Here is a 13,735-nt window from a genome sequence, read left to right as displayed (position 1 = left end):
TTCAGCGATTTTCTGTGCAAAACTTCCTTCAAGATGAGCGGTTTCGCACACAAAAAAAGAGCGGTTTCGCTCACCGCTCGCAGACTGTAGACAACCTACGATGAAGACAAGGGATCTGGTGAAGGGCAGCCTTTGAATCAGCTGTCCTGGCCAAATCCCTTTGTCTTCAACCTCAGAGCGGTTTCGCTCGCCGCCCGCTGTTTTCTTGCTGAGGTGTTACCCTCTTTTGTCAGGAAATACCGTGCTTATCCATTTTTCTTTTCAGGGAAAACCGGCTGATTCCCAGAGTATCTGCTGCCTTTGAATGATTTTGTCCGCTTATTTCCAGTGCTTTTGCCAGAAAGCGTCGCTCCTGCTCACCCAGATGCTCTTCCAGTGAAAAGGCGGGGGGAATCACCAGACCTTCTCCCCCTTGAGATGCAGTCGCCCCCTGGCCGCTGCTGTTGATTTCCCGGGGCAGATCGGCCACATCGATCTCCCTTCCCTGGTGAAGAATCACCATGCGCTCCATCACGTTTTTCAGTTCTCTGATATTTCCCGGCCAGGTATAGTCCAGCATCAGCTGGCGGGCCACCGGCGTAAACCCGTCGATACGCCGCCCAAATTTCCGGTTGAACAGACTCAGGAAGAATGCGGCAATGTGCAGCACGTCTTCTCCTCGCTGGCGCAAAGGCGGCAGTTCCACCGGCACCACATTCAGCCGGTAGAAGAGGTCTTCCCGAAATTCACGTTTACGGATGGCTTCCTCCAGGTTTTTGTTGGTGGCTGCCATGATGCGAATGTCCACCTGGATGTCTGTCAAGCCGCCAACCCGCTTGAACTTTCTTTCTTCCAGCACCCGCAACAACTTGGCCTGGGTATCCAGGTGCAGTTCGCCCACTTCGTCAAGGAAGACGGTACCGCCGTCGGCGACTTCCAGCAGGCCTTTTTTTCTGGCAGAAGCGCCGGTGAAGGCATTTTTTTCATGGCCAAAAAGCTCGCTTTCAATGAGCATCGGCGAAATGGCCCCGCAGTTGATGCTCACCAGGGGCGCTTCCCGCCGTCGGCTGCCTTCATGGATAGCCGCTGCCACCAGTTCTTTCCCCGTTCCCGTTTCTCCCCGAATCAACACGGTCACCGAATCATTTTCTGCCAGGATGCGGATTTTTTCAAAAACCGCCTGCATGCTTTCATGGTTGCCCAGCATTTTTTGACTGTCGGCATTCTTTTTCTGCTGTTCCAGCAGGTAGAGACGCTTTCGAAGCTTCAGGCTTTCCCCAATGCGGCCTAAAATGACTTGCACTTCATCCAGCTCGAAGGGTTTGTGCAGGTAGTCAAAGGCACCGTTTTTGATGGCTGACACCGCTGTTTTGATGTCTCCGTAGGCGGTCATCATCACCACTTCGATGTCGCTGTCCATTTCCTTGATATGCCGGATCAGGTCAAGACCGTTGGTGTCCGGCAACCGCATGTCCAGCAGCACAATATGGGGCTTGAAGGTGCCAAGGACTTCAAGACCAGTGTGGCCGTTATCGGCCGAGGCTGTTTCAAAGCCCATATCCATCAGCCCTTCCTGCAGAGAAAGGCGGATGGTTTCTTCATCGTCGATCACAAGAATGCGCAGGCTCACGGCTTTCTCACTCCTTCCACCAACATGTTACTTGCTTTGCCATATCCATCACCGACCTCAGAAACCTTAGCGATACCAGTGACTTCAGAATTATCAGGCCTAAGGGGTACCTCATTCATGCCAGGTGGTTCCGGTGGCTCCGACGGATACGCCGGAAAGCTCACCCGAAAGGTGGTGCCTGCATGGTGGCGGCTGGTGACGGTGATTTTTCCCCGGTTTTCTTTCACCAGTTCATGAACCACCGACAAACCCAGGCCCACTCCCTGGGGGTCGGTGGTAAAAAATGGATCAAACACTTTTTCCAGGTGCTCCGGGTCAATGCCACTGCCATCGTCCTGAACTTCCACCCAGATGGCGGTAACGTCTTCGGCAGGCAGCCTGTTTCGTTCCTCTCCTATGGTCAGGTGGAGAGAACCTTCCCGGGGCATGGCTTTGAGAGCGTTGTGAATCAGGTTGAGAAACACCTGTTCCAGCTGCCCCTGGTCCACAAAGACCCGGGTGCTGTCCGCTTGCTGCTGAAGGGTCACCCGAATCTGTTTCTCTTCCAGCGCTTTTCTGGTCAGCTCCAGAGACCGGTGCAGTACCTTTTCCAGTGCCACCGGTTCGTAAACGGGCCGCCGGGGCCGGGCAAAATGAAGGAGTTCTGTGATCAGCTGGTTGATGCGGTCAATTTCGTAGAGGGTGTTTTGAAAGAGACGGTCATTGGGATCTGCCGGTCCTTGGATCACTCTTCTTTGCAATACTTGAAGGCTGGTTTTCATCCCTGCCAGGGGGTTGCGAATTTCGTGGGCCATGCCCGCGGCCATCTGCCCCATGGAGGTGAGCCTATCCAGGGTTTCCATATTGTTTTCAATGCGTTTTCGCTCGGTAATATCCCGAAAACTGCATATGACGCCTACCGTTTCCGCTGCCTCATTACGCAAAAGGGATGTCATCACATCAAGATAGCGCACGGCGTCCCGTTCCTCTTCACCAATGACACAGACCTCGTTCTGCCCTTCGCCGGTGGTTAAGGTTGTTTGAATCCAGGCTTTTAAGATACTTTCCAGCTGCCCGTCTCCTGTCTTGTTTTGAGAGTGATCCAGCATCTCCCGGGCCGCCGGATTCACCGACACCAGCTGGCCCTGGTGATCTGTGGTGAGAATGCCCGTGGTGATATTGCGCAGGATATCTTCATTGAGCCGGGTCATTTCCAGCAGTTTTCCCGTGTTCATTTTCAGTTTTGCCATCATTTCGTTGAAGGCGTCTGCCAGCTGACCAATTTCATCATGCCGGTTCAGGGCAACGGTTTCGTTCAGATTCCCCTGCCCGATGCGGCCGAACACCTCTGCCAATTGTTTGATGGGCCTGGAAATGTGATAGGCAATGATGATGGCGGCCTGCATGGAGACCACCAGGGAGACGATGGCCAGCAGAATCATATATTTCTGGGTTTCCAGCACTTCCTGGGTGAACATCTGGCGGTTCATCCCGTACCCCAGCACCCACCCCCAGGGCTCGTACCGCTGAAACACAAAAATATCCCTTCCCAGCTGCAGGCTGTTGACGGTGGGGTTTGCGCCGTAAGCCGCCAGGGCTTCTCCCCAGGTTTCTTCAGGTCGGTAGTGATTCACCAGCAGGGTGTCGCCTCCCGTCATGATGAACCCATTATTCCGGTCTATCTCCTGAAAGTATTTGACGGCAGTCTGCCGGGCTGTTTCCATGTCCATACTGCCTGCGGCCACCTGCTGGCTGAGCCCTTCCAGGTACACCTCCATGTTTTCCAGATGCCTGATCAGGTTCTGCTTCTCATTTTCCAGCAGCATCTGGTATCCGTTCCAGTAAGAAACCGCCCCCAGGGTGACGATGGAAAGAATCAGCAGCAGCACAAAGGGCACCAGTATTTTGTTTTCGATATCGAATCGCAGTTTAAGCACTGTGTTTTCCTCCGGTACGGTAACTCATTCGGCAGAATGAGGCCGCTGGTATTTGAGGCAGACAGGGAAGAAAATGGCGCAGGAAACCAGGAATCCGGGAAAGGCCGGGTGAAGCTGAAAGCGGGCTTCTGTTCCCAGAAACATGCACATCACCATCACCAGCAATCCGCCGGCGAAGGAAGCCATTGCTCCTTCCCTGCAGGCCTTTTTCCAGAATAAGCCGCCATAGAGAGGCAGCAAAAAGGTCACGGAAAAGAATCCCCAGATGTAACCGCCATAGATCAACAGGCTGTCTGGCGGGTTCATGGAAAGAATCAGCGAGATGGTGCCCGCTACAAAAATAAAAGCCCGGTTCATCAGCAGCATTCTTTCGTCGGACACCCGGGGGTTCACCAGGTTGCGGTAGATGTCATAGCTGAAACCGCTGGCAGCCACCAGCAGTTGGGAATTGGCCGTTGAAATGGCGGCGGCCATGATGCTCACCAGAATCACCCCGCTGAAGCGTGAATAAATCACGTTATTGATGACATAGGGAAGCACTTCGTCGGCAGAATGAATGGTTTCGATGGCAGGCTGCAGCACCCGGCTGCCAATGCCAATAATGAACATGCACAGGTACATGGCCGCCAGCAGCACCACCGACAGGCAGATCATGCGAATGGCAGTGCGGGTGTCTTTAGCGGAAGTGATGCGCATGGCATACTGGGGATTGGCTGCCAGCCCCAGGCCCCATCCAAAAAAGGAGGTGAAGGTCAACAGAGGCGGGTAGGCTCCCTTGGCAAAAGGATCCAGCAGGGCTCCCGGTGCCGTTGCCATGGGAGAGGCCGGGAAGGGCCGGGTGCTGATGAGCGCCGCCTGTTGGTGCATGGCTGTGACGCCCCCCACATCCCGGAGCACCAGTCCTGCTGCCAGCAGGGTGCCGGCGATGATGAGGAAAATATTCAGGCTGTCGGTGCGGGCAACGGAAAAGAGACCGCCAAAGGTGGTGTACATGACAAACATATACACCAGAATGATGGCAAAGGTATAGTTGATATCCAGAAACTCGGAGACCACGATGCCAAACCCCCGGATTTGGATGATGATGTAGAGGATGTAGGTCATGACAATGACCAGCCCCCCGGCGGCCTGCAAGCTTCGGCTTTGATACCGGAGGTGAAAGTATTCCGGCAGGGTGATGATATCATGGGATTTCAGACGGCTGGCCAGCAGTACCAGGAGAGTGGCTCCCAGAAACCAGGGCACCACTGCGTATAAAACAGTGTTATAGCCATAGGCGTACAATGAACCCGACAGCCCTTGCATGGAAGCTGCACTGAACCAGGTGGCCGTGAAGGTGGCAATGCTCACCGCCAGCCCCAGGCTGTTGACGGCCACATAAAAATCCCGGGCATTCTTGGTTTTCTTGAACCCGCCTTTTCCAAAAAAGAGGAGCACAATGGTGTAGAGGGTGAAATACAGGAGATAGATCAGGGATTTATTCATCTTTGTGATCCTCCCGATGGGCAAGAATCAGCGCCATCAGTGTGGGCGCTGCGGCAGACAACAAAAAGAGCCCGCCTATAATCCCCATGGTTTTATATGGCAGGCCCAGCAACGTTCCAATGATGATCATTTTCTTCACTCCCCGTTTCCCTGTCAGCCGACGCCAGTGGTTCAGTGGCCGTTTTCCACCATTGTAACACTTGGTGCCGCCGTCGAAAAGGGGTTACTCGTTTTCCACCGGCCCGCCGTAATAATGGGGCACGAAGGTCTGCTCGGTGATGGGCGGGCGTTCGTAGGCCTGTTCATCCTGCCGGGGGGGAAGTTCGATGAGCTGGGGAGTCAGGTCTTCGTAGGGAATCTGCTGCAGCAGATGGGTGATGCAGTTGAGGCGGGCATGTTTTTTAATGTCTGCATCCACCACGTACCAGGGAGCCTGCTTGGTGTCAGTGTGAGCAAACATTTCGTCTTTGGCCCGGGAGTACTCCACCCAGCGCTTTCGGGATTCCAGGTCCATGGGACTCAGCTTCCAGCGTTTGGTGGGATCTTTGATTCGGTCGTGGAAACGGCGCTCCTGCTCTTCGTCAGAGACGGAGAACCAGTATTTGATAATAATCATACCGGAACGGATGAGCATGCGTTCAAATTCGGGGCAGGAACGGAGAAACTCCCGGTATTCCTCATCGGTGCAAAATCCCATGACCCGTTCCACACCTGCCCGGTTGTACCAGCTTCTGTCAAAGAGGACGATTTCACCGGCGGCGGGGAGCCGGTTCACATAGCGCTGGAAATACCACTGGGTTTTTTCCTTCTCTGTAGGGGTGCCCAGGGCTTCCACCCGGCAGATGCGGGGGTTCAGGCTTTCGGTGATTCGCTTGATGACACCGCCTTTGCCGGCGGCGTCACGACCTTCAAAAATCACCACCACTTTCAGACCCTCCTGTTTCACCCATTCCTGGAGCTTTACCAACTCAATCTGCAGGCGTCCCAGTTCTTTTTCATAGAACTTATTTTTGATTTTTTTCACCTGTTGGCCATCGAGGGTGGTAACTTTATAGTTTTTATCTTTTGGCAGCTTCTCTGTCATTTCGCCAGTTGTGACAGATTGATTGTTGACAGCTGCTTTCTCCTGAAGTTTCTGCCCATTGCTGTTTTTTTGAGTGCCATTTTTCTGCTTTTTCTTGCCCATTGATCACAGCTCCTTCCCTGATGTTTATGAATCACCATTTATCATGTTTTGTGAACGGTTCCCCCCATTCGTTTTCAGGTTCAACTGCTCTCATGTTGATTGCTTTCTCCAAAGAAGGCAGTTCGATTTCGTCCCTGCCTTTTGGCTTCATAGAGCGCCTGGTCGGCACGTTCCACCAGGATTTCCCACCCAGTATCCTGCCCAGGCATGATGGATGTCGCGCCCACGCTGACGGTTACGACGGTGGCTGCTGAAGAAGCTTCGTGGGGAATTCGCAGTGATTTCACAGCCATACGCACCCGCTGGGCAATTTTTTTGACTCCCTCAACACTCACGTCCGGTAGTAAACAGGCGAACTCTTCACCCCCATAACGAGCCGCCAGGTCACCAGGACGTTTCAGGTTTTGAGCCAAGGTGAGCGCCACCTGACGGAGGCATTCATCTCCGGCCTGGTGACCATAAGTGTCGTTGAAGTTTTTGAAAAAATCGATGTCCACCATGAGGAGCGCCAGCGGATGACCGTCCCGAAAAGCCCGCTTCCATTCTGCCTGAACAGTTTCATCGAAGCGCCTCCGATTGGCAATGCCGGTGAGACCATCCATGAGGCTGGTGTTTTTCAGCAGATCACGATAGAGCTTCAGTTCCAGATGATTCCTCACCCGGGCTTTCACAATGGCATTGTTATAGGGTTTGACGATGTAATCAATGGCTCCCAAGGCCAGACCGCGGGCTTCATCATCTGCCTGATTCAAAGCGGTGACGAAAATGATGGGGATGTCTCTGGTTTCAGGAGAAGCTTTTAAAATGCGGCAGATGGTGTAACCATCAATATCAGGCATCATCACATCCAGAAGAATCAAATCTGGCGGATCATCCGAAGAGGCAATGTTTAGTGCTGTTCTGCCATTATTGGCAACTTTCACATGCCATTCATCGTTCAGCAGCTTCCCCAGCATCTGCAGATTCACTGGGCTGTCATCCACGACGAGAATGGTCTGACGTCCTTCTTTCCCTTCGGTCTCATTTATTTCATTCATTGTCTTTCATCTCCCATCTGCTGTCGGATTTTTTTCAGGGTATCCATCGCCTTGTCGTACTCAAAGGATTCCACAGCGTGCTGAAATTCTTCAACAACCTGGTGAAAGGTTTTGATTGTCTTGAGACGGCGAGTCAACTGATACATGGCGTCTTCATCCACCAGACTGTAGGTGTTCAATTGCTCTTCAAGCGCCATCAGGATCGCTGTCAGCGCTTCAGTATCAAGTGGTTCAGCAGCATCTGTCTGGTCAGCTGCTTCCTGCTGGCGAAACCCGTTCCCTTGATATGCTGTGTCGCCCATCAAAGTGATGAGGGCCTCCAGCATGGCGGATTGAGTCAGCTCTTTCACCCGAATATGGTTCATGGTTACTCCGTCTGGTAATGCGGGCGGGCTGGCGTGCGTATCCATGAGCAAGACCACCGGTAATCCGGTAAGATGACGGCGGGCCAATTGCTCCAATCCCTCAAAATCCTGCTCCCAGGTTTCTGGCCTGTAGTGAAGAATCATCAGGTCACATCTGCCCGAACATCGGTGTTGTGTGAGAACTCCGTTCTGGATGCAATCGAACTGCAAACGAAAGCTTTCCAAGTGTTCCCTCACCTGCTTTCTGACTTGACTGTTGCTGGTCACCAGTAGCAGTCCCACGTCTTTCAATCCAGCATGAAGATTCACTGCCGAATGGTCAAAGATGGTTTCAAAGGGCAGTTCAAATGAAAACGCGGCTCCTTGCCCAGGCTGGCTTTCCACCCAGATACGCCCGTTCATTAGTTCAATCAGGCGCCGGGAAATGGAGAGCCCCAGACCAGTACCTCCGTAACGCCTGGTGATGGATCCATCTACCTGAGCAAAAGGTTGAAACAACTTTTCGACTTTTTCAGGATGAATGCCCACACCCGTGTCTGAAACCTCAAATCGCAACAGCATCTGGTCACCTGCCACAGCCTCACGCCATGCTTTTATATGAATACTTCCTGATTCAGTGAACTTAACGGCATTGCTCACCAGATTCACGAGAATCTGCCTCAATCGCTGAGAATCGCCCATGACATAATCAGGCACCGCCGGGTCAATGGTGGTTTCAAGCGTCAGCCCCTTTTGAATGGCGCGAATTTCGAAGGTGTTTGCCACTTCTTTCGCCACTTTTTTCACTGACAACAATTGTGTTTCTATCGTTATTTTTCCTGCTTCAATATTGGAGAAATCCAGGATGTCGTTGATGATATTCATAAGGTTTTTCCCTGAATGCTGAATTCGCCTCAGGTAACTCAACATTTTTTCGTCGTTGGTCTCGTTCAACGCCAGATGACTCAGTCCAATTACTGCGTTCATAGGTGTTCGGATCTCGTGGCTCATGTTTGCCAAAAATTCACTCTTTGCCTTTGAAACTTCCAGTTCCTGGTTCATTGCCCTATCCAGCTCCAGATTGGCCATTTTTAACTTTTCGTTAAACTCCTGCATCTGTTCCTCTGCCATCACCCGTTCTGTTATATCGGTGGCCACACCCAACACAGCCTGCAAGTCATGTCCCGGATGCTGATAAGGTATTTTAACCGTCTGAAACCACCCCATGGTGCCATCGGGCCGGGGTGCCGGTTCTTTGGCGATGTATTTCACTTTTCCTGAATGGATAACCTCAAGGTCATCTTGTCGGTATCGCTGAAATTCCGATTCTGTCACACCCCAGTCAAGATCTGTTTTCCCTACCACCGATTCAGGAGATTGGCCAAAAATGGAAGCCACGGACTTATTGGCCAGCAAATAGACCCCCGCTTCATCTTTGGCAAAAATGTAGTTGGGGACCAGATCCATGATGGTGCGCAGCTGCTCCCGCTGCAATTCATTGGCTTCTTGAAAATTCAGCTGCTCTGTGATGTCCCGGGCAGCTGCATAAATGAGCTGGTTTGGTCCAGCTGCCGCCCGCCATTCCAACTGCCGGTATTTGCCCTGGCTGTTGCGGTACCGGTTGACAAAACCCTTGATTTCTTTTTCGTGAGTGAGCTTTTCGATGGCTTCAATGGTAACCTCCAGGTCATCCGGATGAACAAAGTCCAAAAACTGGTGCTGCTGAATCACAGTGTCTGGAAACCCCAGCAACTGTTCCCAGACATGGTTCACCTTGACGAAATAACCGGATGTGTTGGCAATGCAAAGGAGATCAAGATTCACATGAAAAAACTGCTCCAGTTCCTCCAGTTGATTTTTCTGTGTGGTAATGTCAAGAAAGTAGGTGACGAAGGTGTCCTTTTCCTGGGAGAAGACTTTCACCTGAAACCATTTTTTCAGGGGATGTGAATATTGTTCGAACTCTTCCCGCCCGCCTGTTTGGGCTATTTTACCGTAATAGCGGATCCAGTCGAACTCACTTTTCTCTATCCCCGGAATCACTTCCTTCACCCTTTTCCCAACGATTTTTTCACGGGAAAGACCGGTCAGTTCCTCGAACATGGGATTGACCTCTTCAAAAATGTAGTCCCAGGGATTACCCGCTTCATCATAGAGCATTCTGTGAAGGGCGTATCCCACAGGGCTGTTTTTCATCAGCACCTCATAATATTTCCTGGACATTGGTGTCACATCCCTTATGTTGGATTTTCTGACATTTGCCGTCGAAAGCTGCTTTTTCTGGTAATGATCCGGCATATTTTCTTTACTGCCTTTATACCACAGTTTGACAGGTTACTAACAAACACTCACAGAAAAGCACTTTCCCAACCAAAAGGACCTCTGAGATCGGAAAGTGCTTCACCCCAAGGATTCCAGCCAAGCCAGGAACAGCACAATACCGGCAGTCACGGGGATCACCACCGCCCAACCGTTCACTTTCAACAGTTCTGGCATGGTGATGTCTCCGTAATCGCCCACCTTCAAAATCCCCTTTTCTAAGCGGGGATAGAGTGCGGCAAACAGACCAGTGATCAGCACCCATTGCCAGTCGACGCTCAGGCCGATTTTTTCGTAATTGAAAAATGACATGGTGCTTTCCTCCTTCGTTGGCTACTCGCACGTCGCCTATAAGGGGGTTTTTCGATATCCGGTGAAAAACCGGGACCCATGGGGCGAAGCACAAGCCCGGCATTCCTTGGCATAACCGGCAGCACTGTAACCAGACATGCCCCCGGCCAGGTTGATCAGGTCTTTAAAACCGTGCTGTTTCAGAATGCTGGTGCCAAGGCTGGAACGATTGCCAGAGCTGCAGACCACCACTGTGGTTTTGAAAGGATCCAGTTCATCGTAACGGCTACGCAGCGCTGCCACAGGAATGTTCACAGATCCCTTGATATGACTGTCTTCATACTCCTGGACAGCGCGAACATCCAGCAGCACAAAATCATCCTCCCCGGTAACCCATTCATGAAGATCTTCTGCCGCCATCTGGTACACCGAACCAGATGGCAGGCCTGTCACCGACCAGCTGGACAAGCTGCCCTCCAGGTATCCCACGATGTTGTCCACTCCGGTGCGCCGCGCCCAGATAACGGCTTCTTTGGCCTTGTCATAGTCGTCTGCCACCAGGAGAATTTTTTTGTCTGTGGGGAGTACCCAGCCGGCGAAGGTGGGAAAGTTTCCATTCAGATCAAGATGCCAGGAGCCTTTCACATGCTGGCCCCCAAAGGCCAGGTAGCTGCGGGTGTCCAGCACAATGGTGTCTGGTTCTGCGGCAATCTTCTGAAATTCATCGGGTCGCAGTTCTGCCAGTGGAGGCAGATCTTTCACCTGCACGGGTCCACGGCGATTGATGTCACTGCATCGGCTGAAATGATCCGGTGCCTCAGGCATGTTTTCTGTCAGTGAGGTGATAAACGCTTCTTTGTCAGTGATCAGCAGGGCATCGTTAAAATTCCGCTCATAGCCGATGGTACTGCGCCACTTGGCTCCCATCGCTCTGCCGCAAAGAGATCCGGCACCGTGGGCCGGGTAAACTTCACAGTAGTCCGGCAGTTTCAACAGCTTGTCATGGAGGCTGTGATACAGTTTTTCTGCCAGTTCCCGGGCCCGGTTGGGAAAGAGATCTGGTCGTCCCACATCACCCACAAAAAGGGTGTCTCCCACAAAAACCCCCACCGGACTCTCCGTCCTGGAGGTATCCACCACCACATAGCTGAGGTGCTCCGGTGTATGCCCGGGAGTTTCCAGTACCTGCAGCCGCATATCCTCCAGTTCAATGACATCTCCCTCTGACAGGGGCACATGGTCGAAGGTACACGCCGCTGATTTGGCCACATAAATCTGGGCACCCGTTTTCTCTGCCAGATCCATGTGACCGGAAATGAAATCGGCATGGAGGTGTGTCTGGCATATGTGGGTGATTTTTACCCCCTGAGACCGGGCTTCCTCAATGTAATGATCCACATCTCGCTGGGGATCAATGACAGCACAGGTATCCTGACCGATGAGCATGTAGGAACTGTGGGCAATTTTTTCGGTGAAAAAGTGTTTGAGCAACATGTCATGCGCCTCCTCTTAATACGTTCCAGGTGGATGAGTTGCAAAAAATACCATGGGTTAGATCATGAAGAAATAGAAGAAAGTCACCGAGATCATCACATAGATGAGACTCATCCCTCCTCCCGCTCTCATAAAATCAGTATTGCGATACCCCCCCGGTGACAGCAGCAGGGCATTCACCTGATGTGTGGGCAGAATCAGTGCGTTGGAAGCACACACCGCCGCCAGCAAAGCCGCTCCCCGGGGGTCTACTTCGGCCATGGCGGCCATACTCATCACCAGCGGCGTTAGAATCACCACTGCCCCCACATTGGACATGAACAGGGCAAAAAAACTGGCCAGTGCTGCCACTGCCAGAAGAAAGAACAACGGATGCCGGCCTGCCAGAAGCTTCATGAGATTTTCTGACAGAAACGCTGCGGTGCCGGTTTTCTGCATGGCTGTCCCCAGGGGAATCAGGCCTGCCAGGAGAAAAATCACTTTCCATTCAATGGCCTGGTATCCTTCCTGCAGGGTCACCACCTTAGCCAGGATCATGGCCACAGCACCTGAAAAGAAGGCCAGGGATACCGGAAAACCAACCAGGGTCATGGCAACGGCCCCCAGCAGGCAGGCAACGGCGGCTTTGGTCTTTTCAGGAGTATGGTCCGGTGCCGCAACAGGGGTGATGACGATGAAATCGGGGCTGCGACTAAGTTCGCGGATATGTTGCCACAAGCCGTACACCACCAGGGTATCTCCCTGGCGCATGTGGTGATCGGAAAAATCTTCCCGCACCTCTTCCCCGCCACTGAAAAGTACCAGTGGCTCCACGGCATATTTTTTCCGCAGTGAGAACTCCCTCAGGCTGCTGTCTGCCATGGCCGAACGGGGCGGAATGATGACTTCTGCAAATCCGGCACTATGGGATTCTGCCAGGGATTGGAGGGATTCGCCGGCCTTTGCCGGTTGGAGACCGCATGTTTCTGAAAAATGCCGGGAGGCTTCTTCTGTTCCAAGGAGAGACAGCACCTGACCGGAACGAAACCGGGTTTCGCGCCAGGGGACATACTCCACCCCTGATTCACCCGCCATTCCCAGAAGATGCAGCTGAAAACGCTGCCAGATGGCTGCTTCATCCAGCGTCTTTCCTATCAAGGGGCAGTCTGGAGGGATGCGGTAACAGCTGATATGGTGAGAAAGATGGAGGGTTTCCATCAGTTTTTCCTGGTGAGACTGGGCCGTGGGTCGCTGGGAGGTGTCCGGCAGGATCCGGCTTCCCAACAGCCAGAAATACAGGAGGCCGGCCCCCAGCAGGAGCACGCCCACCGGGAATACACTGAGGAGCCCGTAGGGCTTCTGCCCGCCGCTGCGCAGTAAATCGTTGAGCACGATGAGCGGGGCTGATCCCACCATGGTCAGGTTGGCACCCAGAATGGCTGAAAACCCCATGGGCATCAGCAGGTCTGAAGCTGGAATTTTCTGCCGGCGGGAGATCTGCCGCATCACCGGCAAAAACAGTGCGGCCACACCGACAGTGATCAATACACCGGAAAGCAACCCTGCCATAAGAGAAATGCTCAGGACAATAATCGTTTTTCCACCACCGGTTATGCGAACAGCCATTTGGGAAAGCCGGTCAATAATCCCGGTTTTGGCAAGGCCCTGACTGATCATCATCACCCCCATCATGGCGATGACCGCATTGCTGGAGAATCCTGAAAAAGCCTCTTCAGCCGTTAGAATGCCCGTCCATCCCAAGAGCAGCATCACCAGAAGTGCCACCAGATCGATGCGGAGTACATCTGCCGCCAGCAGCCCAATGGTGACTGTCAGCATCAGCAGTACAGTGATCATGGAACCATCCATCCACAGCCCTCCACTTCTTTGCTGCCAAACTCACTACCTACTTCCATTCATACCCGACTGTTCATTCAGTAACCGAAGGCTTTGAATGGTCATGCTGATTCCTTCGCCTCAAAAAAACGAACAGGCATGACTCTCGCCTGAAAAGATCGACGAGAACTCTGCCTGTCCGGTAATGATAAAACCTCAAAAGATCATGAACCAAAACA

The 13,735-nt window shown here is 52.6% G+C and carries 10 protein-coding genes; all 10 read right to left on the bottom strand.

Annotated elements, in window-relative coordinates:
* Positions 1-229: 229 nt before the first annotated feature.
* Positions 230-1,609, bottom strand: coding sequence for a sigma-54-dependent transcriptional regulator (locus tag AAIG11_RS12815; RefSeq protein ID WP_343186638.1), 1,380 nt, complete (start codon positions 1,607-1,609; stop codon positions 230-232).
* Positions 1,606-3,525, bottom strand: coding sequence for a sensor histidine kinase (locus AAIG11_RS12810; protein WP_343186637.1), 1,920 nt, complete (start codon positions 3,523-3,525; stop codon positions 1,606-1,608). Before AAIG11_RS12810 ends, AAIG11_RS12815 begins: the two co-directional genes overlap by 4 nt.
* A gap of 24 nt (positions 3,526-3,549) precedes the next feature.
* Positions 3,550-5,010, bottom strand: a complete 1,461-nt coding sequence (locus tag AAIG11_RS12805) for a sodium:solute symporter family protein (RefSeq protein ID WP_343186636.1) — start codon at positions 5,008-5,010, stop codon at positions 3,550-3,552.
* Positions 5,003-5,140, bottom strand: a complete 138-nt coding sequence (locus tag AAIG11_RS12800) for a hypothetical protein (protein ID WP_343186635.1) — start codon at positions 5,138-5,140, stop codon at positions 5,003-5,005. Before AAIG11_RS12800 ends, AAIG11_RS12805 begins: the two co-directional genes overlap by 8 nt.
* 93 nt (positions 5,141-5,233) lie before the next feature.
* The gene (gene ppk2 / locus AAIG11_RS12795) at positions 5,234-6,196 is read right to left on the bottom strand and encodes a polyphosphate kinase 2 (protein WP_343186634.1); all 963 of its coding nucleotides are present in this window, start codon (positions 6,194-6,196) and stop codon (positions 5,234-5,236) included.
* An 80-nt stretch (positions 6,197-6,276) separates the two neighbouring features.
* Positions 6,277-7,233 carry a diguanylate cyclase domain-containing protein gene (locus AAIG11_RS12790; RefSeq protein WP_343186633.1) on the bottom strand — a complete coding sequence of 319 codons (957 nt, stop codon included), beginning with the start codon at positions 7,231-7,233 and terminating at the stop codon, positions 6,277-6,279.
* The gene (locus tag AAIG11_RS12785; RefSeq protein WP_343186632.1) at positions 7,230-9,800 is read right to left on the bottom strand and encodes a PAS domain S-box protein; all 2,571 of its coding nucleotides are present in this window, start codon (positions 9,798-9,800) and stop codon (positions 7,230-7,232) included. The genes AAIG11_RS12790 and AAIG11_RS12785 overlap by 4 nt, the downstream gene beginning before the upstream one ends.
* Before the next feature lie 177 nt (positions 9,801-9,977).
* Positions 9,978-10,208: a hypothetical protein gene (locus AAIG11_RS12780; protein WP_343186631.1), complete on the bottom strand. Its 231-nt coding sequence runs from the start codon at positions 10,206-10,208 to the stop codon at positions 9,978-9,980.
* Positions 10,209-10,244: 36 nt separating this feature from the next.
* A complete protein-coding gene (locus AAIG11_RS12775; RefSeq protein WP_343186630.1) occupies positions 10,245-11,681 on the bottom strand; it encodes an MBL fold metallo-hydrolase in 1,437 nt (478 codons plus the stop codon).
* Between the two features lie 57 nt (positions 11,682-11,738).
* Entirely contained in the window at positions 11,739-13,529 is a 1,791-nt protein-coding gene (locus tag AAIG11_RS12770; protein ID WP_343186629.1) for an SLC13 family permease, read from the bottom strand.
* Positions 13,530-13,735 lie beyond the last annotated feature (206 nt).

Origin of the sequence: Anoxynatronum sibiricum (genome assembly GCF_039414295.1) — a bacterium.
In the GTDB taxonomy this organism is placed as follows: Bacteria; Bacillota; Clostridia; order Peptostreptococcales; family Tindalliaceae; genus Anoxynatronum; species Anoxynatronum sibiricum.
Note: the sequence above shows the minus strand (reverse complement) of the source record. Positions and strands in the feature narration are given on the sequence as shown.

Excerpts from the sequence above, each read along its gene's own strand:
- AAIG11_RS12785 (WP_343186632.1), bottom strand. The coding sequence starts at position 9,800 with ATGTCCAGGAAATATTATGAGGTGCTGATGAAAAACAGCCCTGTGGGA.
- AAIG11_RS12780 (WP_343186631.1), bottom strand. The coding sequence starts at position 10,208 with ATGTCATTTTTCAATTACGAAAAAATCGGCCTGAGCGTCGACTGGCAA.
- AAIG11_RS12770 (WP_343186629.1), bottom strand. The coding sequence starts at position 13,529 with ATGGATGGTTCCATGATCACTGTACTGCTGATGCTGACAGTCACCATT.
- ppk2 (WP_343186634.1), bottom strand. The coding sequence starts at position 6,196 with ATGGGCAAGAAAAAGCAGAAAAATGGCACTCAAAAAAACAGCAATGGG.
- AAIG11_RS12800 (WP_343186635.1), bottom strand. The coding sequence starts at position 5,140 with ATGATCATCATTGGAACGTTGCTGGGCCTGCCATATAAAACCATGGGG.
- AAIG11_RS12790 (WP_343186633.1), bottom strand. The coding sequence starts at position 7,233 with ATGAATGAAATAAATGAGACCGAAGGGAAAGAAGGACGTCAGACCATT.
- AAIG11_RS12805 (WP_343186636.1), bottom strand. The coding sequence starts at position 5,010 with ATGAATAAATCCCTGATCTATCTCCTGTATTTCACCCTCTACACCATT.
- AAIG11_RS12775 (WP_343186630.1), bottom strand. The coding sequence starts at position 11,681 with ATGTTGCTCAAACACTTTTTCACCGAAAAAATTGCCCACAGTTCCTAC.